The organism is Ruegeria meonggei (assembly GCF_042768335.1).
GTDB classification, from domain to species: Bacteria; Pseudomonadota; Alphaproteobacteria; order Rhodobacterales; family Rhodobacteraceae; genus Ruegeria; species Ruegeria meonggei.
Window position 1 is genome coordinate 465,422 of sequence record NZ_JAXHBT010000001.1, and the last position, 19,373, is coordinate 484,794.

A 19,373-nucleotide genomic window follows, 5' to 3' on the forward strand; every position below is an offset into this window, starting at 1 on the left:
TTCAGCGCCCTAACGTCCGCACATAGTCACTAGTAAACGCAGAATACCCCTCAGAGGTCGACTTCAAATGCGCCTGTGTCCAGTGATGCAGCGCCGGTAGCTGGTGGAAGGGGACATTGGGAAATGAGTGATGCTCGGCGTGGTAGGGCATGTTCCAGGCCAGAAACCGGACGATCCGGTTGGTGAAGGTGGTGCGCGAGTTTTCCAGCATGTTGGCGACCGGGGGGCACAGGCCATGCTCGGCCAGCAGATAGAGTCGCAGAACAGGCTGGCCGGTCAACACTGGCAGCAGCCAGAGCCAGAACAGGACGGGCGTGTAAAACAGGATTGCGGCGGCCAGGGCATAGAGCACCAGCAAAACCCGCGCCTCGATCCGCATTGCGCGGTGCCGGCGCGCGGGTAGGTAGGGGGCACCGATCCGGCCAAACGCATTTCGCACCAGAACGTCGGCCATGCTGTGCCAATAGGGCCAGCCGCTGAGATAGATCAACAGGCTGGGCCAGCTGTTGGGCCTGGGTTTTCCATCCAGTTCGGGGTCCTTGTCAGGGTGGTTGGTCCATTTGTGGTGGGCCAAGTGAAAATAGCGAAACCACGTAAAGGGCAGGGCAATCGGAACCGACACCAGATGCCCGATAGCGTCATTCAACCAGGCAGATCGGAACGGCGTCTTGTGGGTGCATTCGTGGCTTAGGGTGAACAGGAACACCAGCAGGATACCTTGTGGCAGGATCAGCAGCGGCCAGAGCGGGACCCGCATCGCGATGGCAATGCTAAGAGCGATCAGCGTCAATAGATAAAGCCCGAGATGCCATAGCCCGGCCCGGTTCGAGCGTTGCTGGAGTCGGTGTTTGACCTCCGGCGAGAGGGATGCGGTGACGGCGTGGTGATCCATGGTACGGGCGTAGCCTGACAAGCCAAATGACAGTTGGCAAGCCTTGTTTCAAAAGCCGTTCTGCCGGATAATTTCAGTATTTGATTATTCTGATTGGAGTTGTGACATGATTTCTGAACAGAACGCCCGTGCGCTGGAAGCACATTCAAACAGTGGTCTGCCTTTTCGCATCAGCCTGAGATCCGTGAACAAAGGGGTTGGGGCCGTTGCTCTGGGACTGCCATTTGCGCTTCTTCTGGCAGGGAAACTGGGCCATGCCTGCGCCTCTATCGATTCGATAAGTCATTATTATTACACCCGTGTGGGCGGCGATATACTGGTCGGAGCGCTCAGCTTTATCGGAGTGCTGCTGCTGTTCTTCTACAGGTTGCCGGGCAATTGGAGCGGTACGACGGGTGATGTTGACGGCTATCTGGGGCACAAACCGCTGGATATGTGGCTGTTGCGGATTGCCGGACTTTGCGCACTTGGCGTGGCCTTCTTCCCCACAAGCGGTACCGGTTGCGAAATGTTCAATGACGCTACCGCGCGGGTCTTCCTGCTGGATACACAGGGCGGCCATGGTCTGAGCTCTGCCGCAGTGACCGGCAAAATCTCCTTTGATTTCTGGGCTCAGACCGGAGTGACAAACAAGATCCTTCTCAATCTGCATTTCATTTCGGCGGCGGGGATGTTTCTGGTGCTGGCCTATTTCTCGATCTTTGTCTTCACTCGGCCGCAATCGAAACGTGCACGCGGGTCCAAGACGGATATCGGCTACGAGGTCTCGACCCTCAAGTGGTGGCGCAACGCTGGGTATTACCTTTTTGGAGGCCTGATCCTGCTTGCGATTGCGGCACTTGCCATCAAGGCTATTTTCCTGAGTGACAAGCCCGCTATCATCAAATGGTGGGACATGAATAACCTAACCTTCTGGTTCGAAGCCTTGGCACTGGTTGCCTTTGGCCTGAGCTGGAGCCTGAAAGGCAGGTTGTGGCCGTTCAGCTATCTGTCAGACAGCTGACCTCAGCCGCGCGGAATATCGAACCCAGGATCGGCCAGCGTGAAGCCACCGAATTCGAACCCGGGTGAGACCGTACAGCTGACCAGAGTGTAATCACCGGTTGAGCGCGCAGTTTGCCAGTGGTTTTTCGGCACGATCACCTGTGGAGAGCCCTGTGACAAATCGGGGGTCAGCAGGTGATCGATTGCCGGACCCCGATCGGTATCGCTGAGCGACAAGATCAGAGGGGCACCGGCGTGATACAGCCAGATCTCAGTTGCGTCGACGCGGTGCCAATGGCTGTTTTCCCCCGCTTGCAGCAGGAAATAGATACAGGTTCCGCTGGCGCGCCCTGCGTTATCGGCCCGCCATGTTTCACGAAACCAGCCGCCCTCGGGGTGACTTTGCAGGCGCAGGTGGGCGATGATCTGTTGTGCGGTCATGGGGCCTCTCGCAATTTCGGGACGATTATGCACGCGAGGGCGTGATCCGCTATGGTATTCGCGCGCATGAGGAATATGTTTGGCACATGACCCTGAACATCCCGTTTGACAACAGCTACGCCCGACTGCCGGACAGCTTTTACGCCCGCCAGGGCCCTGTGCCAGTGCGCGCGCCGCAGCTGATCGCATTCAACAACTCTCTGGCGCAGATACTGCGGGTCACGCCGGGGGATGTGCATGAGATGACCGAGGCCTTTGCAGGGAACAAGGTGCCCGAGGGGGCCGAGCCGATTGCGCAGCTGTATTCAGGCCATCAGTTCGGCAACTATAACCCTCAGCTGGGGGATGGGCGCGCGGTTTTGTTGGGCGAGACGGTCGGCACCGATGGTATTCGCCGCGACATTCAGCTGAAGGGCTCTGGCCCGACGCCGTTTTCACGGCAGGGCGACGGGCGTGCCTGGCTGGGGCCAGTGCTGCGCGAATATGTCGTGTCAGAGGCGATGCATGCGCTGGGCGTCCCCACAACACGGGCGCTTGCCGCCGTGGAAACCGGCGAGACCGTGCGGCGCGAGGGCCCAATGCCCGGTGCCGTTCTGACCCGCGTGGCGCAAAGCCATCTGCGCGTGGGGACGTTTCAGGTGTTTGCCGCGCGCGGTCAGTTGGACAGTCTGCGCAGGCTGACAGACTATGCCATCGACCGCCATTACCCTGGCGCCGAAGGGCCGATGGGCCTGTTGCGAGCCGTGGTCGCGGCGCAGGCACGGCTGATTGCCGGATGGATGAGCGTTGGTTTTATCCATGGGGTTATGAACACGGATAACAGCTCCATTGCCGGTGAGACGATTGACTACGGCCCCTGCGCCTTCATGGACCGCTATCATCCAAACACGGTCTTCAGCTCGATTGACCGAGCAGGGCGTTATGCCTATTCCAACCAGCCTGACATTGCGGTGTGGAATGCGGCGCAGCTGGCCACATCGCTGATCCAGCAAGCCGAAGATAAAGACGCCGCCGTGGAAGAGGCAACCGAGATTGTTCACGCCATGCCCGACTTGTTGCAGACGGAATCGCAGACGCGGTTCCGGGCCAAAATTGGTCTGACGACCAAGGAAGACGGTGATCAGCAATTGATCTCGAACCTGCTGACCCGCATGGCGCAAAACCAAGCCGATTTCACCAACACCTTCCGCGCGCTGGGCGATAACGCGGCGCGCGATCAGTTCACCGACCCGCAGGCTTTTGACCAATGGGCTGAGGGTTGGCAGGCGCGGTTGGCACGGGAAGAAGACCCTTCGGCGGTCATGGCCAAGGCAAACCCGGCCTTCATCCCGCGCAATCACCGCATCGAGCAGATGATACAGTCGGCAGTGCAGGGCGACTATACACCCTTCCACCGGCTGAACACGGTGCTGGCTCGTCCTTTTGAGGATCAGCTGGATGCGCTGGACCTGACGCGCCCACCGACCGAAGGCGAGGTTGTGCATGCGACCTTCTGTGGGACTTAAAGAAATTGCAACTTTAACTGCCCTAGCCGAGGTGTTGCATGAAAGGTCGCCCCATGAAAACATCAAGGGTGTCGCTGATTTCTCTATTGGCATGTGCGTGCTGTGTTGGACCTGTTCCCGACCTAACTCGAGTGGAGGCGATTGATTTGTTGAATTCTGGACAAGTTGAAAGCATTGGTGTCACGCAAGCCGGATGGACCGTTTTGACCCTGACCGATGGTGCACAAAGACATAATCGTAGCGACGTCATCGGGTACCCTAGGCAGTTGCTCGCAAAATGTGACAACTGTTCAGATGTTTCCTTTTGGTTAGAGTAACGCGGTTTGACCTTCGAAGAGAGTTAGTTGCGATATGTTTCACTCGTTGGGGCAGAAACTTAGGAAGATGAAACTGTTTTCACGATGACTACAACTCCGACTCTGCGACTTACCATCAACACAGAATGCTGCATAATAGGCGCATCGGGGGAAACTGCAGACAAAAATCGGTTTTGTTTTAGGGAGCATAAAATGCGCTACTCCATTTTGTTGGAAGACGCGGACGGCATTTCTTATTTCGAAGATCGCGAGGTTGATTTCGAACTCAAGACCTTTGCCCCACCAGCGTCACCGTTTCTGGTCTCCAAAGAGGTCGAGGCCGCGCGAATTGCGTTCCTGTCATTGCCCGCGGGCTGGAAAGGGGTTCAGCACCGATCCCCGAAACCCCAGCTTGCGACAGTTCTGTTCGGTACGTTTCGTGTTCAAGCGGGCTCGGGCGAAATACGTGATTTCAAAACGGGTGACTTGTTTTGGGCCGAAGATGTCTCGGGATCGGGTCATGCTTCGTCAGCCGAAGGCGGTGAGCCCGTCAATTTGTTGATTGCGCAGTTTCAATAGTGGCCTGACTGTCGAAAAAGGTTTGATGCCAAACACGGAATATCCATGACCCAACTCTCAACCCTGCGCATAGCGAGCTATAACATTCAGAAATGCGTGGGCTTGGATTTTCGGCGGCAGCCGCAGCGTATCATGCAGGTCATCGACAGCATGAAGGCTGATATCGTCGTGCTGCAAGAGGCCGACAAGCGCCTGCCTCCACGACCCGCCGCCTTGCCGCATTTTATGCTGGATGAAGCGGGCTGGCAGATTGTCGATCTGGGGGGTGCAGGCAGTCTGGGCTGGCATGGCAACGCGATCATTTGGCGGGGTGATGACATCCGGGTTCGACAGACCGGGCATCATGAACTGCCTGGGTTAGAACCTCGGGGGGCTGTGCGGGTCGAGTTTGACACGCAGATTGGTCCTCTGCGGGTTTTGGGGATGCATCTGGGGCTTCTGCCAGCCTCGCGCCGCAGGCAGATCACACATATTCGACGATGCGACGCGGGTTTGGATCTGATGCCGACTGTGTGGGCCGGGGATTTCAACGAATGGTCGCGTCAGCCTGTGCTGGATCACCTAGCTCCGGATATGCGGTTCCTGCCGCCGGTTCCCAGCTTTCCGGCGGCTCAGCCACTTGGGGCACTCGACCGGATCGCGCTGGGCGATGGGCTTGAGGCGATCACCCATGGCGTACACGACGCGCGGCCGGCGCATATTGCGTCGGACCATCTGCCGATCTGGGCTGATCTTCAGCGGGTTGCGTGAAGGTCAAATCCGCTGTGGCGCCAGCCGCGCAGACGGTTTAAGACAGAAACCCGAACTACTCTGAGGGTCACAATGTCCGACACGATCATCTCTCGTTGCGAAGCCAAAGGTCTGCGCATGACGGGCCAGCGTCGCACCATCGCGCAGGTGTTGCAGCAAAGCGCGGATCATCCGGATGTGGAAGAGCTGTATGCCCGTGCCTCAAAGGTGGATTCGGGGATCTCGATCGCGACCGTCTATCGCACGGTGAAATTGTTCGAAGAGGCGGGGATACTTGAACGGCTGGAGTTCGGCGACGGGCGCGCCCGCTATGAAGATGCCGAGCGAGATCACCACGATCATCTGATCGACATGCACTCGGGTGAGGTGATCGAATTCGTCGATCCCGAAATCGAGGCGCTACAGGAAAAAATTGCAGCAAAGCTGGGGTATAAACTCAAAGGCCACCGGCTGGAATTGTATGGCGTTCCGCTAAAGCAGGACTGACCCATCACGAAACGCGAACGGTCGCTCCACGGGAATTCATGATTCCTGTGCTTAAAATGCTTGCCAGAAACGGATACTTGCGTTTTTGGTGAACGCAGCAGCGGCCGGGTTGAGCCGCCTATCCCTACGGACAAGACAATGAACAACGTAAACGGCATTTTGCTGGTCGTCGGCGCGATGGCTGCTTTTGCGCTTGAGGACATGTTTATCAAACACCTGTCGGTCAGTGTGCCGACCGGACAGATCATGGTGGTCTTGGGTATCATGTGCGGGCTGGTGTTTGCCCTGATGGCCGTGGCCACGCGCAAACGGATATTTGAGGCCGCGGCGTGGCGGGGTCTGCCGCTGATCCGCGCCGTGACCGAAGGTGTCGGGGCCGTTGCTTTTGTCACCGCCCTGTCTCTGGTTGATCTGTCCACCGTGGCGGCGGTGTTTCAGGCCATGCCGCTAGTTGTGACAATGGGCGCGGCCCTGTTTCTGGGTGAACAGGTCGGCTGGCGCCGTTGGAGCGCGATTGGTGTCGGCTTTGTTGGTGTTCTGATGATCATTCGCCCCGGATTGGACGGGTTCCAGCCAGAGACCCTGTTTGTGGTTGCTAGCGTCATTGCCATCGCCGCCCGGGATCTGATCACCCGGCGTCTGGATGTGCGTGTAGCCTCGGCCGTTGTTGCGATGCAGGCCTATCTGGCCGTGGCCATTGCCGGCGTTGCGTTGATTGTCTTGAACGGTCAGCCGGTTGTGGCCATGGGGGCCGGGCAGTTTGGTCCGTTCCTGGGCGCGATCACGTTTGGCGTTCTGGGATATTACGGCATCGTTACGGCGATGCGGGTGGGGGATGCCTCGGCGCTTACGCCATTTCGCTATACCCGGCTGGTGTTTTCCATCGCGGCGGGCATGCTGATGTTTGGCGAACGCCCTGATCAGATGACACTGGCCGGGGCAACGCTGATCATCGGATCGGGCTTGTATACCTTCCTGCGCGAACGGCGTCTGGCCCAGCAGGTGGTGGCCGCCGCGACCTGACGGATCGTCGCAGGTTGGCGCAAACAACCCACTTGAGTCGTGTTAGCGATAACGGGGATGGTTTACTTTTTGTCCCGTGCTGCTATGAGGCATGCAACCAAATGCAGCCACAGGGACGGGCCTTATGAGCACCATCATCGACATCCATGCACGCGAAATTCTGGACAGCCGGGGTAATCCGACGGTCGAAGTGGACGTGATCCTGGAAGACGGCACCATGGGCCGCGCCGCTGTACCTTCGGGCGCATCGACCGGCGCTTATGAGGCGGTAGAAAAGCGCGACGGTGACACATCGCGGTATATGGGCAAGGGCGTGCTCGAAGCCGTCGCCGCCGTCAACGGTGAGATCGCCGAGGAACTGGTGGGCTTTGACGCGACCGAGCAGGTGGCCATCGACGGAGCCATGATCGAGCTGGACGGCACAGAAAACAAAGGCCGTTTGGGGGCGAACGCCATACTAGGTGTCTCGCTGGCTTCGGCCAAAGCAGCGGCCGATTTCACCACGCAACCTTTGTTCCGTTATGTCGGCGGCACGTCGGCACGTGTTCTTCCGGTGCCAATGATGAACATCATCAATGGTGGCGAGCATGCGGATAACCCGATCGACATACAGGAATTCATGATCATGCCGACCTCGGCCAGCAACATCCGCGAGGCGGTGCGCATGGGCTCTGAGGTGTTTCACACTCTGAAAAAAGAGCTGTCAGCAGCAGGTCTGAGCACCGGCATCGGGGATGAGGGTGGTTTTGCGCCCAACATCGCATCTACCCGCGAAGCGCTGGATTTCATTCTGAAGTCCATTGAAAAAGCAGGCTACAAGCCGGGTGACGAAATTCATCTGGCCTTGGATTGCGCGGCGACGGAATATTACAAAGACGGCAAATACGTCTTGTCGGGTGAGAGCAAAAGCCTGACCTCGGATGAAAACGCGGCCTATCTGGCGGCGCTGGTCAACGACTATCCAATCATCTCAATCGAAGACGGCATGTCCGAGGATGACTGGGATGGCTGGAAAGCCCTGACCGACGCCATCGGCGACAAGGTGCAGCTTGTGGGCGACGACCTGTTCGTGACCAACCCCGAGCGTCTGGCCGAAGGGATCGAACGGGGTTGCGCAAACTCAATGCTGGTCAAGGTGAACCAGATCGGGTCGCTGACCGAGACCCTCAAGGCCGTCGATATGGCGCACCGTGCAGGGTACACCAATGTGATGTCGCACCGTTCCGGTGAGACCGAGGATGCCACGATTGCCGATCTGGCAGTGGCGACCAATTGCGGGCAGATCAAAACCGGCTCATTGGCACGGTCGGATCGGTTGGCCAAGTACAACCAGCTGATCCGTATCGAAGAAGCGCTGGGTGAGGTTGCCGAATATGCCGGAGCGTCGATCCTGCGCCGCTGATCGTTAAAGCGCCAGTCCGGTCCTTGGCTTTTTGCCGAGTATCAATCTCAGATCGGCCATTTGATCAAAACAAACGCCGAGTCCCTTTGGTGGGATTCGGCGTTTGATTTTGGCTGAAGAACGCGCGCGTTGAAAGTATGTCAGAGGTTGATCTGGATCATTCAGACCATCCGCTCAGGGTGATAGTACACCTGCATCAGGGGCCGCGAATTGCGCCGGTTTTCCCAGGGGTTAGAGTTTTTCCTGTTGTTTTCAAATGGAAAAATGAAAACTCACTAGTTTACTCCACGTTATATATTCTTATGTGTGAAGAAATCCCTATATGAGACTCGTGGTTCTCTCGTAACCTATCCCCATTACAAAAAAGGAGCATACCATGACTGGTTCCAAATCCCTTCTCGTCGCATCGGTGATCAGCGTTTTATTTCTGGCAGCCTGTGCCGGGCCCGGAACCTACCCCATTTCGGGTCAGAAAGCGTCACCTGATGATCCGGTTATCGAACAGTATAATCCGAGCGTGATTTTCCGCGGTGAGTCCCGGTAACTCTGTCGCTCTGGTCCTGGGCCATTGGGCCTGTGACCGGAGTTCTGATCAGAGCGTTTTGCTCATCAGCATATAGCGATCACGTGGTTTGAAGCCGGTGCGCAAGTACAGCTTCTGCGCCGCTTCGTTGGTGCGATCAACTTCCAGATGCAAGGCGGTCAGACCTGCCCCGGCCAGGGCCTTGGGCAGGTCCATCAGCACTTCGGTTGCAATGCCGCGTCCGCGTACAGCGGGGCGGATGTAAATCTCGTCTACAAAACCATCCATCCCACCAAATTCGACCGACCATCCGAAGGTCAGAATGGTATAGCCCAGCGGCGCACGGCCGGGACCGATCAGGTAAATGCAGCCGTGGGGAATGCCATCCAGAAGAGGGGCCAGCGCGTTGCGGGTTTGGTCCGCATCCTGAGGGATACCGGCTTCTGTGTGGAAGGCTGTCACAAGACCCATCAGGCGGTCCAGGTCTTCTGGGCGGGCCAATCTCAGTGCAGCACTCATAGCCGAGCCAGCCGTTCGGTGAGCAGATCGAAAAAGCCGTCTGCATCCACGTCGCCCATGAACATTGCATTGGGGGGGTGGTCCGTGACGCGCCACCAATCGGCGACGGTCATGCCCAGTGTCAGTTCGGATCCAGTTTCGATCTGAACGTTGATATGACGACCCGAGAATAGCTGAGGCCGGATCAAATAAGCGGTCACGCAGGGGTCATGCAGCGGCGCCCCTTCGGAACCGTATTTCTCCTTGTCGTACCGTTCAAAGAAATCCGTCATCTCGGCGACCGCATGGCCGACCCTGGAATCCAACGCGCGGAACGCGTCGTTCCGGTGTTTCGTGACCAGCGCATCATGGGTTACATCCAGCGGCATGACCACTATATGAACTCCGGATTTAAACACGATTTCAGCAGCTTCCGGATCGACGTAAATGTTGAACTCGGCTGTGGGGGTGATGTTCCCTACCTCGAAATACGCCCCACCCATCAGCACGATTTCCTGAACCCTGTCGATGATGTCGGGCGCTTTCAGAAATGCGGTGGCGATGTTGGTCAGCGGCCCCAGCGGGCACAGTGTTACGGTGCCGGGGTCCTGCGAGCGCAGCGTGTCGATGATGAAATCGACGGCGTGACCTTCGGCCAATGGCATTTGGGGGTCCGGCAGAACCGGGCCGTCCAGACCGGTTTTGCCATGCACATGTTCAGCCGTGATCAGCGGTCGTTTCAGCGGGCGGTCACACCCGGCAAAAACAGGCACATCCGTGTGGTTCGCCAGTTCACAGACGATGCGGGCGTTTTTGGCCGTCAGCTCCAACGGTACATTCCCGGCGACCGCAGTGATGCCCAGCACGTCGATCTCTTCGGGGCTGGCCAGCGCAAGCAGGATGGCGACGGCGTCGTCCTGTCCGGGATCGGTGTCGATGATGATTTTGCGGGGGGTCATGCTGTGCCTCCGGGGTATTGAAGCGCGGACACTCGCAACTGTCGCGGCGCTTGTCCACCTGTTTTAGAGATCGGCCGAAGCATCCACAGGCGGGAGTTTGCCGTTGGCGCGATGCTCTTCGGTTTTGACCTCATCCCAGAGTGCATCCATCTCGTCCAGCGTACTGTCGGACGGGGCTTTGCCCCGCTGTGCCAGCCGTGCCTCGACTTGAGCAAAGCGTCGGGTGAACTTGGCATTGGTGCGGCGCAGGGCGGCTTCGGGTTCGATGCCAAGATGGCGACCTAGATTGACCATCACAAACAGCAGATCGCCAAATTCATCCTCAAGCGCGTCTGCGTCCTTGGCATCGCGGGCCTCTTCCAACTCGGCGGCCTCTTCGGTGATCTTGGCCAGCACGTGGCTGGCATCGGGCCAGTCAAAGCCCACGCGGGCGGCGCGTTTCTGCAGCTTATGCGCGCGCAGCAAGGCCGGCAGGTTGGCGGCCACCCCGTCCAGCGCACCTTTCTGCTCCTTGCCCGCGCGTTCAGCCGCCTTGATGGTCTCCCAGTCGCGGGTTTGTTGATCAGCGGATTTATCGCGGGATTCGTCGCCAAACACATGCGGGTGCCGGTCGACCATCTTGTCGGACATGGTGCGCACAACGTCCTGAAAGGTGAAATGCCCGGCCTCTTGCGCCATTTGCGCGTGGAAGACGGATTGGAACAGCAGATCGCCCAATTCTCCCTTCAGCTCATCCCAGGCCTGCCGTTCGATGGCGTCTGCGACCTCGTAAGCCTCTTCTATGGTGTAGGGGGCGATGGTGCTGAAATCCTGCTCGATGTCCCACGGGCACCCCGATTGCGGATCACGCAAGCGGCGCATGATTTCAAGCAAACGCTCAATGCCTGCATCCGGGTCATTGATCAGTGGATTTTCAGCCATTGCGAACCCTTTCGTTCCGGTGTCAGATGCATCCATTCCGCAGTCAGGATCAGGAGTCCACCCCATATGCCCGTCGTGAACCGTATCGCCGACTTCTCTGCCGACATGGCCGTATGGCGCCAGCATCTGCATTCGATCCCTGAGCTGGAGTTTGAATGCTTTGAAACTGCAGCATTTGTTGCAGACCGGTTGCGAGAGTTCGGCGTTGATGAACTGCACGAAGGCATCGCAAAGACAGGAATTGTGGCGATCATCAAAGGGCAGGGCGACGGGCCGACCATTGGCCTGCGTGCCGACATGGATGCGCTGCCGATCCCCGAGGCGACGGGTGTGGATTACGTCTCGAAAAACCCAGGTAAAATGCACGCCTGTGGACATGACGGGCATACGACCATGCTGTTGGGCGCGGCACGGTATCTGGCCGAGACGCGCAATTTCCGTGGTCGCGTGGCGTTGATTTTTCAACCGGCCGAGGAAGAGGGCGGTGGCGCTGGCGTGATGGTCGAAGAGGGGATTATGGACCGGTTCGATATCTCTCAGGTCTTTGCGCTGCACAACGCACCGGGCTTTGCCGAGGGCGCGTTCTTTACAACGCCCGGACCGATCATGGCCGCAGTGGATACGTTCGAAGTCCATATTCAGGGTGTTGGCGGTCATGGCGCCATGCCGCACGAGACCAAAGATCCGGTGATGGCGGCGTGCGGCATCGCTCAAGCCATTCAGACCATCGTCAGCCGCAACCACTATGCGCTGGACGATCTGGTGGTTTCAGTGACGCAGATCCATACCGGAACGGTCAACAACGTGATCCCGGACACCGCCTATATCAATGGCACGGTGCGCACCTTTGATCCGACTGTACAGCAAATGGTCATCGACCGGATGGAACAGATTGTGCAAGGGCAGGCGACCTCGTACGGGGTTGAGGCGCGGCTGGACTACGAAAAGAACTATCCCGCCACGATAAATGACGCCGAAAATGCCGGTTTCGCGGCGGATGTCGCCCGCGACGTGTCGGGGGCCGAGCGTGTGGTCGGTGATATGGGGCGCGAGATGGGGGCCGAGGATTTCTCGTATATGCTGCAGTCGCGCCCCGGCGCCTATCTGTTTCTGGGGCAGGGCGACAGCGCCGGGCTGCACCATCCGAAATACAACTTCAACGACGATATCGCACCGATCGGCGCGTCCTTCTTTGCGCGGATCGTTGAAAAAGCACAGCCCTTGGGCTGATGGGGGACAGACATGGCACTGGAAGACGCAAAGAACCAGGTGGATGAGGCGTTCACCAATCCCGACCTCAAAGGCCTGTCGCATGAGAATACTTTCGGAGGTGCGACGTCGTTTCTGCGGCGGCTCTATACCAAGGACCTGAAGGGCGTCGATATCGCGGTGACTGGTGTGCCCTTTGACCAAGCGGTCACCAACCGCCCCGGCACACGGCTGGGCCCGCGCGCGATCCGCGAGGCCAGCACCCTGCAATCGCCTGACGAGCCGTACGGCTGGCCGTTCAAAGCGCTGACGGAACTGGCCATCGTCGACTATGGAGATATGGCGTTTGACTATGCCAACATCCCGGCCTTTCCCGACACGCTGACCGACCATATCCGTACCATTCTGGCGGCAGATGTGGCCTCAGTCACGCTGGGCGGGGATCACTATATCAGCTTCCCGATCCTCAAGGCCTATGCCGAGAAATACGGGCCGATCTCTCTGCTGCAATTCGATGCGCATACGGACACCTGGGCAGATGATGACATGTCGCGAGTGGATCACGGGACGATGTTCTACAAGGCGGTGAAATCGGGGATCGTGGACCCCAAGCGCTCGGTCCAGGTGGGGATACGAACCACCAACGAAGACACGCTGGGTGTCAACATCATTGACGCGCGCGAGGTTTACGAATCCGGCCCTGCCGCCGTGGCGCATAAGATCAAAGGTATTCTGGGCGACAGCCCGGTTTACCTGAGTTTTGACATCGACGGTCTGGACCCGGCTTTTGCCCCCGGCACCGGGACACCGGTCTGGGGCGGGTTAAGCTCGATCCAGGCGCAGATCATTTTGCGCGACATCGCCGGGATCAATATCAAGGGTGGCGACGTGGTCGAGGTGTCTCCGCCCTATGACACGTCAGGCGCAACGGCCATCGCCGGGGCGCATGTGGCAACGCAAATCATTTGTCTGTTGGGGTGGAACAAGCTGGCTCCGGCTTAACCTTTGGTTAGCCATCTTTCCGCTATCAGGTTAACCAACAGGCTGGACGGGAGAAACACGGGCATGACAGACTTTAACCAACCCATCAGCGGCAATGATCTGGCACGGTTTTCAGGGCCGAACACGTTCATGCGGCTGCCGCAGGTGGACACGCTGGCCGGACTGGATGTGGCGGTTCTGGGGATTCCTATGGATATCGGCACTTCGTGGCGCTCGGGCACACGGTTCGGTCCCAAACAGATCCGCAGCGAAAGCGCAATGATCCGGCCCTATAACATGGCCACGACTGCGGCACCGTTCGACAGCCTGCAGATCGCCGATATTGGCGACCTTGCGATCAATACGTTTTCTCTGGCCGACAGTTTGAAGATCATCAAGGAAAGCTATGACGCCATTCTGGCGCAGGGCGTGACACCGGTTGCGATGGGGGGTGATCACTCGATTACCTTGCCGATCCTGCGCGCGGTGGCTGCGAAACACGGGCCTGTGGCTTTGGTCCATGTCGATGCCCATGCGGATGTGAATGATGAGATGTTCGGCGAAAAAGAAACCCACGGCACTGTCTTTCGTAGGGCCTACGAAGAGGGGCTGATTGTACCCGATAAAACGTTTCAGATTGGCATCCGCGGCTCCGGCTATGCGGCGTCAGATTTCACCGAGGCTGCGGGCTGGGGCTTTCGCCAGTTTCCTGCGTGGGATTTGTGGCAGCAGAACCTGACAGAGATCGGCTCACAAATTCGCAAAACGATCGGGGATCACCCGGTTTACATCACCTATGACATCGACAGCCTGGACCCGGCCTATGCGCCCGGAACCGGTACGCCCGAGATCGGTGGGCTCACCACCCCGCAGGCACTGCAGTTAATCCATGCTCTGTGTGGGGTAAATGTGGTTGGCTGCGATCTGGTTGAGGTGTCGCCGCCCTACGATCCTACCGGCAACACGGCGTTGACCGCTGCAAACCTGTTGTTCGAGCTGCTTTGCATCCTGCCCGGTGTGACGTCACGGTAGGATTTCGGGTACGGCCTTGCTCCACCGGCGCTTCCGGCTAGGGTGCTTGAAAACATCGGGATTGGCGTCATGAAAATTGCTCTCTGGCTGGTACTTGGTCTGGTTTTTGCGATCGGGGCTTACATCCGGTTGGCCCCGTCTGACCCCGCGCGCTGGCATATCGCACCGCAAGTTGAGGCGGACAAGGATCTGAAAGGCGGCGTGATGCGCGTGGTTGAAACCGGTCCTGACGGTCTGGCGAGGCTTGATGCCCTTGCTCAGGTTACGCCGCGCACCAGTGTTCTGGCAGGGTCGGTGGATGACGGGATGATCACCTATGTCACCCGCACCAAGGTGATTGGCTTTCCGGACTACACGACGGCACAACAGGACGGAGACACGCTGCGTATCTATGGCCGCTTGCGCTTTGGCGGGTCAGATTTTGGGGTGAACAAGGCGCGGATTGATGCTTGGCTTGGACAAATGTAAGCGCCAGACAGTGAATGTCTGACTAACCCAAGAACAGCGACATCAGCGAGTACGAACGAAGGTTGCATCGAGCGTGCGCCGAGATGGACAATGCGGGTCTAACCAAGCACATCCTTTTGGATTCTAACTTGCGGTACCAAAAGCGTTTGGTTGCAAATCAAGGCTGTTTTTCGACTGGGAAACGGCTTTGACTCTTTTTAATACATCTCTCTTTTTTGTTCGCTGTTTTTGCGCCCCTAAACGCTGCGGTTATGTTTTTTCCGGGCGGCAAAAAATTTGCGCCAGACCTTGTCGGGTCGACTGCTATGTCCGCAGTAAGCGCGAGAACGTTGTTTTTTCATGACGAAAGCGTATCAGTGAAAGAAACACAAACTCAGAATATGGGCTGACTTATGGCGGTTCACATCGTGCTGTGTAAACTGGGAGAAATTTCGAGATCAGGCCAGTCGGATTGCAGCCCTGACGACAAGCATCCTTCCTGAACCTCGCGCCACATCGGCACGTTCAAAGACATCTGGCACTGAGCCATGAACATACGGCCGTCAACTTGCAGGCAGGTCATTTCGCCCAATTCGACCCGGCTGCCGGATTTGTCGGTGCAATAACAATCGCGCACCTTTCCATCAGGGCCGACGTAGTCAGCCATGACAGGTGCGGCAAGCAGCGAGAATACAAGTACCAACCCCTTCATGGATTTTAGCATAGCACAGGGCTGGCACTTGACCATAGCCCTCGGATGAGAGACACCGCCGGGATGATCCCCGAAGAACGCCTTGAACAGATAACTCAGCGATTCCAGTACCTCGAAGCAGCCATGGCGGATGGCGTCTCGGGTGGGGAAATTGCAGCTTTGGCGAAAGAGTATTCCGACCTCAAGCCGGTGGTCGATCAGATCATGGCGTGGCGTCAATTGGTGGGCGATCTGGCCGAGGCGCAGGCAATGCTGACCGATCCGGACATGAAGGAACTGGCCGAAGAGGAAATTCCTGACCTACAATCCCGCATCCCACAGGCCGAACATGCGCTGCAACTGGCGCTGTTGCCCCGGGATGCCGCTGATGCGCGCCCGGCGATGCTGGAAATCCGGCCGGGCACCGGCGGGGACGAGGCCGCGTTGTTTGCCGGTGATCTGTTGCGCATGTATCAACGCTATTCCGAGGCGCGCGGCTGGCAGTTTGAGATTATCGAAGAACAGGCCTCAGACCTGGGCGGCATCAAAGAGGTCGTGGCCCATATCAAAGGTGACAACGTGTTTGCCCGGATGAAATACGAATCCGGTGTGCACCGGGTGCAGCGCGTGCCCGAAACCGAAAGCGGCGGGCGCATTCACACATCGGCTGCCACCGTGGCGGTCCTGCCCGAGGCCGTAGATGTGGACATTCAGGTTGATGCCAATGACATCCGCATCGACACGATGCGTAGCTCGGGCGCAGGCGGGCAGCACGTGAACACCACCAATTCGGCAGTGCGGATCACCCACCTGCCGACGGGTCTTGTGGTGACAAGCTCAGAGAAATCTCAGCACCGTAACCGTGAGATTGCGATGCAGGTGCTGAAAACGCGGCTTTATGATCTGGAGCGGCAGCGGATTGACAGCGAACGCTCGGCTGATCGTGCCAGTCAGGTGGGCTCGGGTGATCGATCTGAACGCATCCGGACCTATAATTTTCCGCAGGGTCGGATGACGGATCACCGCATTAACATGACACTTTACAAGCTGGATCAGGTCATGCAGGGCGATCTGGACGAGGTGATCGACGCGCTGACCGCCGATGATCAGGCGCGGCTGTTGGCGGAGATGGCGCAATGATCGGGGCCCTCACGGCAGCGCAGGCCATGGTCGCTGCAACTGCGCGTCTGCGGGCCGCAGGTGTGCCTGATCCGGCGCGTGACGCGCGTGTATTGCTGGCTCATGCTGCGCGGATCGAGGCCAGCCGTGTCACGCTGATCGCGCCCGAAGAGTTGTCGCCCGAGATAGCCGAACGATATGATCAGCTGATTGCCTTGCGCGCCATACGTATACCGGTTTCGCACTTGCTGGGTGAACGCGAATTCTATGGCCGCCGGTTCCGTGTCAGCCGCGATGTGCTGGACCCGCGCCCCGAAACCGAAATCTTGATCGAAGCCGCGCTGAGCGAGCCGTTCGATCATCTGCTGGATCTGGGCGTCGGGTCCGGCTGCATTCTGATCACCCTGTTAGCCGAGCGGACCAGCGCCTCGGGTGTGGGTACGGACCTCAGCGAAGCGGCCTGTCTGCAAGCCAGTGCCAACGCGGTTCTGCATCAGGTGCAAAGTCGTGCAGAGATTCTGCAATCTGACTGGTTTGGAAACATTGACGGCCAATATGATCTAATTGTTTCAAACCCGCCCTATATTTCTTTGTCCGAGATGGAGGAATTGTCCCCCGAAGTGCGCGAACACGAACCGCGCATGGCGCTGACGGATGAAGGCGACGGGCTGGGCGCGTATCGTCGTATTGCCGCCGGGGTTCCTGATTTTTTGATGCCCGGTGGCCGTTTACTGGTCGAAATCGGGCCAACGCAGGGACCGGACGTAGCGGCACTTTTTCAGGCAGCCGGTTTGGCACATACGCGGATTATCCCGGATTTGGATGGCCGGGATCGTGTTGTGTTTGCCAGAATGCCGCAGTGATGGCCTGTTCTGAGGCTGAAATGCGCCGATTGATGTAAAAAAGCTGCGATATTTTGGACAAACCCCTTGTCTGCACGCGCAGGACATGTTTACTCAGGATTAGTCGGAGAGGTTGACGCTGCTACAGCGGGCCCCTGACGCCAAGCCCAAAAAAGTCGACATCGCGTCACAGCAAAAGCTTTTGAGCAGTGCAGGACGCGAGGTGATCGGCAGCGAACGACAAGGCTGACTAAAGTAGATGAGATCTTCCAAATCCCGCTCGCGGGCCAAGAACAACCGCAATCGTCCCTCCGGCGGCAACGTCGTAAACCGGGTTTTTGACAGCTCGGGTCCCGAAGGCAAGGTGCGTGGCACGCCACAGCAGATCATTGACAAATACAATCAGCTGGCGCGCGATGCCCAGCTGTCGAATGACCGTGTGGCCGCCGAAAACTTTCAGCAGCATGCCGAACATTACCTTCGCTTGCTCAGTGATGCGCAGCGTGAAATGGACGCGCGCCGCGAAGAACAGGAGCGCCAGAACCGCGAACGCCAGGCCGAGCGTGACCGTGAACGGGCCGAGCGTCAGGAACGCGATGCCGCACGCCAGGCTGATCCGGCCGAGGTCCCTCAACCCGATGTAATGGATTTCCCGCCCGGAGCCGCGACCCCTGAATCTGGCTTGGTCGAGACACCCGAAAGCAAAGGGGCCGAGGCCGAAACGCCCGAGAAAAAGGAAAAGCCTGCGCGCCGTCCGCGTGCACGTAAACCCAAGGCTGCACCCGCATCTGCCGAAGAGACACCCGGTGGTGACGGTGATGCGCCGGAAGCGGCTGAGTAGCAACAGTCGCGGCGAAACGATAACAGATATGAAAGGCCCCGTGGTTTCTGACCCGGGGCTTTTTCTGTTCAGGTTTTTTGAATGTTTCTTGCCAGCGCGCAGAACGCCTCAAGCGGGACTTGTTCAGCGCGGTCGGTGGGTTTGATGCCTGCAGCCAGCAGGCGATCTTCGATATCAGGTGCCACGCCTTTCAGTGAGGCGCGCAGCATTTTGCGGCGTTGGTTGAAGGCAGCGGCAACGACACGCGACAGGGTTGCGGCATCCGCCGGGTAGCGCGGCTTGGTCAGGGCCGTCAGGTGGACCACAGCGCTAGAAACCTTGGGCGGCGGAGTAAACGCCCCGGGTGGCAGAGACATGGCGATGCGCACCTCGGCCCGCCATTGGGCAAGGATGGCAAGGCGGCCATAGGCCTTGCCACCGGGTTGCGCCACGATGCGCTCGGCCACTTCGCGCTGAAACATCAGGGTCAGGCTTTGCCAGAACGGTGGCCATTCGGGTGGGGTCAACCAGCGCACCAAAAGTTCAGTCCCGACATTATAGGGCAGGTTCGCCGCGATACGGATCGGGGGTGTCAGATGTGCCAGCGGATCGATTTCAAGCGCGTCGCCATTGATCACCTGTAGCCGGTCAGGATAGGCGGCGGCGATCTCGTTCAAGGCAGCGATACAGCGGGTGTCTTTTTCGACCGCCACAACCTTACGCGCGCCTTCGGATAACAACCCACGCGTCAGACCACCGGGGCCGGGGCCGATTTCCAAAACATCGCAGGTGGTCAGATCTCCGGCCTGTCGCGCGATCTTGGCGGTCAGGTTCAGATCCAGCAAAAAGTTCTGGCCCAGCGACTTGCGCGCTGAAAGCTGGTGTGCCGCGATGACCTCACGCAGAGGAGGGAGGGTGTCGATTGCGCTCATGATCCGATTACCGTGGCGCGGAAAGAGGGCAGTGCGCCAGA

The 19,373-nt window shown here is 58.4% G+C and carries 22 protein-coding genes; 15 read left to right on the plus strand and 7 right to left on the minus strand.

What is annotated here, in order from left to right; all coding sequences use genetic code 11:
* Window position 1: 1 nt before the first annotated feature.
* Entirely contained in the window at window positions 2-913 is a 912-nt protein-coding gene (locus SJY13_RS02335) for a fatty acid desaturase (protein ID WP_377187196.1), read from the minus strand.
* A gap of 85 nt (window positions 914-998) precedes the next feature.
* Between SJY13_RS02335 and SJY13_RS02340 the strand changes: the two genes are divergently transcribed.
* Window positions 999-1,895 (plus strand): hypothetical protein, encoded by an 897-nt coding sequence (locus SJY13_RS02340; protein WP_377187199.1) that lies wholly within the window; start codon window positions 999-1,001, stop codon window positions 1,893-1,895.
* 2 nt (window positions 1,896-1,897) lie between these two features.
* Here SJY13_RS02340 and SJY13_RS02345 read toward each other — a convergent pair whose 3' ends face one another.
* Window positions 1,898-2,317, minus strand: coding sequence for a cupin domain-containing protein (locus SJY13_RS02345; protein WP_377187202.1), 420 nt, complete (start codon window positions 2,315-2,317; stop codon window positions 1,898-1,900).
* An 86-nt stretch (window positions 2,318-2,403) separates the two neighbouring features.
* Here SJY13_RS02345 and SJY13_RS02350 point away from each other — a divergent pair, with 86 nt between their 5' ends.
* The 7 genes from SJY13_RS02350 to SJY13_RS02380 all read left to right on the plus strand — a co-directional run bounded on the left by SJY13_RS02350 (window position 2,404) and on the right by SJY13_RS02380 (window position 8,902).
* Window positions 2,404-3,822: a protein adenylyltransferase SelO gene (locus tag SJY13_RS02350; protein WP_377193539.1), complete on the plus strand. Its 1,419-nt coding sequence runs from the start codon at window positions 2,404-2,406 to the stop codon at window positions 3,820-3,822.
* Window positions 3,823-4,331: 509 nt separating this feature from the next.
* Complete coding sequence (locus SJY13_RS02355; protein ID WP_377187205.1) at window positions 4,332-4,697, plus strand: hypothetical protein; 366 nt, start codon at window positions 4,332-4,334, stop codon at window positions 4,695-4,697.
* A 45-nt stretch (window positions 4,698-4,742) separates the two neighbouring features.
* Entirely contained in the window at window positions 4,743-5,447 is a 705-nt protein-coding gene (locus SJY13_RS02360) for an endonuclease/exonuclease/phosphatase family protein (protein WP_085820790.1), read from the plus strand.
* Window positions 5,448-5,519: 72 nt separating this feature from the next.
* Window positions 5,520-5,933 (plus strand): Fur family transcriptional regulator, encoded by a 414-nt coding sequence (locus SJY13_RS02365; protein ID WP_085820789.1) that lies wholly within the window; start codon window positions 5,520-5,522, stop codon window positions 5,931-5,933.
* A gap of 138 nt (window positions 5,934-6,071) precedes the next feature.
* A complete protein-coding gene (locus SJY13_RS02370; protein ID WP_377187209.1) occupies window positions 6,072-6,956 on the plus strand; it encodes a DMT family transporter in 885 nt (294 codons plus the stop codon).
* Between the two features lie 124 nt (window positions 6,957-7,080).
* Window positions 7,081-8,358, plus strand: coding sequence for a phosphopyruvate hydratase (gene eno, locus SJY13_RS02375; RefSeq protein WP_377187212.1), 1,278 nt, complete (start codon window positions 7,081-7,083; stop codon window positions 8,356-8,358).
* Between the two features lie 376 nt (window positions 8,359-8,734).
* Complete coding sequence (locus SJY13_RS02380) at window positions 8,735-8,902, plus strand: hypothetical protein (RefSeq protein WP_200818519.1); 168 nt, start codon at window positions 8,735-8,737, stop codon at window positions 8,900-8,902.
* A 48-nt stretch (window positions 8,903-8,950) separates the two neighbouring features.
* On the opposite strand, the gene SJY13_RS02385 is transcribed toward SJY13_RS02380, so the two are convergent.
* From SJY13_RS02385 to mazG, 3 genes are all read right to left on the minus strand, one after another.
* A complete protein-coding gene (locus tag SJY13_RS02385; RefSeq protein ID WP_377187215.1) occupies window positions 8,951-9,400 on the minus strand; it encodes a GNAT family N-acetyltransferase in 450 nt (149 codons plus the stop codon).
* Complete coding sequence (locus SJY13_RS02390) at window positions 9,397-10,338, minus strand: nucleoside hydrolase (RefSeq protein WP_377187218.1); 942 nt, start codon at window positions 10,336-10,338, stop codon at window positions 9,397-9,399. The genes SJY13_RS02385 and SJY13_RS02390 overlap by 4 nt, the downstream gene beginning before the upstream one ends.
* A 63-nt stretch (window positions 10,339-10,401) precedes the next feature.
* On the minus strand, window positions 10,402-11,259 hold the full coding sequence (gene mazG, locus SJY13_RS02395) for a nucleoside triphosphate pyrophosphohydrolase (protein ID WP_377187221.1): 858 nt from the start codon (window positions 11,257-11,259) through the stop codon (window positions 10,402-10,404).
* Window positions 11,260-11,325: 66 nt separating this feature from the next.
* Between mazG and SJY13_RS02400 the strand changes: the two genes are divergently transcribed.
* The 4 genes from SJY13_RS02400 (at window position 11,326) to SJY13_RS02415 (ending at window position 14,949) form a co-directional block, all read left to right on the plus strand.
* Window positions 11,326-12,489: a M20 aminoacylase family protein gene (locus SJY13_RS02400; protein ID WP_377187224.1), complete on the plus strand. Its 1,164-nt coding sequence runs from the start codon at window positions 11,326-11,328 to the stop codon at window positions 12,487-12,489.
* A 12-nt stretch (window positions 12,490-12,501) separates the two neighbouring features.
* The gene (speB, locus tag SJY13_RS02405) at window positions 12,502-13,470 is read left to right on the plus strand and encodes an agmatinase (protein WP_377187227.1); all 969 of its coding nucleotides are present in this window, start codon (window positions 12,502-12,504) and stop codon (window positions 13,468-13,470) included.
* 63 nt (window positions 13,471-13,533) lie between these two features.
* On the plus strand, window positions 13,534-14,481 hold the full coding sequence (gene speB / locus SJY13_RS02410) for an agmatinase (protein WP_377187230.1): 948 nt from the start codon (window positions 13,534-13,536) through the stop codon (window positions 14,479-14,481).
* A gap of 69 nt (window positions 14,482-14,550) precedes the next feature.
* The gene (locus SJY13_RS02415; RefSeq protein WP_377187233.1) at window positions 14,551-14,949 is read left to right on the plus strand and encodes a DUF1499 domain-containing protein; all 399 of its coding nucleotides are present in this window, start codon (window positions 14,551-14,553) and stop codon (window positions 14,947-14,949) included.
* A gap of 400 nt (window positions 14,950-15,349) precedes the next feature.
* Here SJY13_RS02415 and SJY13_RS02420 read toward each other — a convergent pair whose 3' ends face one another.
* Window positions 15,350-15,640 carry a hypothetical protein gene (locus SJY13_RS02420; RefSeq protein WP_085821068.1) on the minus strand — a complete coding sequence of 97 codons (291 nt, stop codon included), beginning with the start codon at window positions 15,638-15,640 and terminating at the stop codon, window positions 15,350-15,352.
* Between the two features lie 63 nt (window positions 15,641-15,703).
* Between SJY13_RS02420 and prfA the strand changes: the two genes are divergently transcribed.
* From prfA to SJY13_RS02435, 3 genes are all read left to right on the plus strand, one after another.
* Complete coding sequence (gene prfA, locus SJY13_RS02425; RefSeq protein WP_377193541.1) at window positions 15,704-16,759, plus strand: peptide chain release factor 1; 1,056 nt, start codon at window positions 15,704-15,706, stop codon at window positions 16,757-16,759.
* Window positions 16,756-17,601, plus strand: a complete 846-nt coding sequence (prmC, locus tag SJY13_RS02430) for a peptide chain release factor N(5)-glutamine methyltransferase (protein WP_377187237.1) — start codon at window positions 16,756-16,758, stop codon at window positions 17,599-17,601. Before prfA ends, prmC begins: the two co-directional genes overlap by 4 nt.
* Before the next feature lie 238 nt (window positions 17,602-17,839).
* On the plus strand, window positions 17,840-18,421 hold the full coding sequence (locus SJY13_RS02435) for a DUF4167 domain-containing protein (protein WP_377187240.1): 582 nt from the start codon (window positions 17,840-17,842) through the stop codon (window positions 18,419-18,421).
* Between the two features lie 68 nt (window positions 18,422-18,489).
* Here SJY13_RS02435 and rsmA read toward each other — a convergent pair whose 3' ends face one another.
* The gene (gene rsmA / locus SJY13_RS02440) at window positions 18,490-19,332 is read right to left on the minus strand and encodes a 16S rRNA (adenine(1518)-N(6)/adenine(1519)-N(6))-dimethyltransferase RsmA (RefSeq protein WP_377187243.1); all 843 of its coding nucleotides are present in this window, start codon (window positions 19,330-19,332) and stop codon (window positions 18,490-18,492) included.
* Between the last annotated feature and the right edge of the window lie 41 nt (window positions 19,333-19,373).

Excerpts from the sequence above, each read along its gene's own strand:
- SJY13_RS02340 (WP_377187199.1), top strand. The coding sequence starts at position 999 with ATGATTTCTGAACAGAACGCCCGTGCGCTGGAAGCACATTCAAACAGT.
- SJY13_RS02345 (WP_377187202.1), bottom strand. The coding sequence starts at position 2,317 with ATGACCGCACAACAGATCATCGCCCACCTGCGCCTGCAAAGTCACCCC.
- SJY13_RS02350 (WP_377193539.1), top strand. The coding sequence starts at position 2,404 with ATGACCCTGAACATCCCGTTTGACAACAGCTACGCCCGACTGCCGGAC.
- SJY13_RS02355 (WP_377187205.1), top strand. The coding sequence starts at position 4,332 with ATGCGCTACTCCATTTTGTTGGAAGACGCGGACGGCATTTCTTATTTC.
- SJY13_RS02360 (WP_085820790.1), top strand. The coding sequence starts at position 4,743 with ATGACCCAACTCTCAACCCTGCGCATAGCGAGCTATAACATTCAGAAA.
- SJY13_RS02365 (WP_085820789.1), top strand. The coding sequence starts at position 5,520 with ATGTCCGACACGATCATCTCTCGTTGCGAAGCCAAAGGTCTGCGCATG.
- SJY13_RS02370 (WP_377187209.1), top strand. The coding sequence starts at position 6,072 with ATGAACAACGTAAACGGCATTTTGCTGGTCGTCGGCGCGATGGCTGCT.
- eno (WP_377187212.1), top strand. The coding sequence starts at position 7,081 with ATGAGCACCATCATCGACATCCATGCACGCGAAATTCTGGACAGCCGG.
- SJY13_RS02380 (WP_200818519.1), top strand. The coding sequence starts at position 8,735 with ATGACTGGTTCCAAATCCCTTCTCGTCGCATCGGTGATCAGCGTTTTA.
- SJY13_RS02385 (WP_377187215.1), bottom strand. The coding sequence starts at position 9,400 with ATGAGTGCTGCACTGAGATTGGCCCGCCCAGAAGACCTGGACCGCCTG.
- SJY13_RS02390 (WP_377187218.1), bottom strand. The coding sequence starts at position 10,338 with ATGACCCCCCGCAAAATCATCATCGACACCGATCCCGGACAGGACGAC.
- mazG (WP_377187221.1), bottom strand. The coding sequence starts at position 11,259 with ATGGCTGAAAATCCACTGATCAATGACCCGGATGCAGGCATTGAGCGT.
- SJY13_RS02400 (WP_377187224.1), top strand. The coding sequence starts at position 11,326 with ATGCCCGTCGTGAACCGTATCGCCGACTTCTCTGCCGACATGGCCGTA.
- speB (WP_377187227.1), top strand. The coding sequence starts at position 12,502 with ATGGCACTGGAAGACGCAAAGAACCAGGTGGATGAGGCGTTCACCAAT.
- speB (WP_377187230.1), top strand. The coding sequence starts at position 13,534 with ATGACAGACTTTAACCAACCCATCAGCGGCAATGATCTGGCACGGTTT.
- SJY13_RS02415 (WP_377187233.1), top strand. The coding sequence starts at position 14,551 with ATGAAAATTGCTCTCTGGCTGGTACTTGGTCTGGTTTTTGCGATCGGG.
- SJY13_RS02420 (WP_085821068.1), bottom strand. The coding sequence starts at position 15,640 with ATGAAGGGGTTGGTACTTGTATTCTCGCTGCTTGCCGCACCTGTCATG.
- prfA (WP_377193541.1), top strand. The coding sequence starts at position 15,704 with ATGATCCCCGAAGAACGCCTTGAACAGATAACTCAGCGATTCCAGTAC.
- prmC (WP_377187237.1), top strand. The coding sequence starts at position 16,756 with ATGATCGGGGCCCTCACGGCAGCGCAGGCCATGGTCGCTGCAACTGCG.
- SJY13_RS02435 (WP_377187240.1), top strand. The coding sequence starts at position 17,840 with ATGAGATCTTCCAAATCCCGCTCGCGGGCCAAGAACAACCGCAATCGT.
- rsmA (WP_377187243.1), bottom strand. The coding sequence starts at position 19,332 with ATGAGCGCAATCGACACCCTCCCTCCTCTGCGTGAGGTCATCGCGGCA.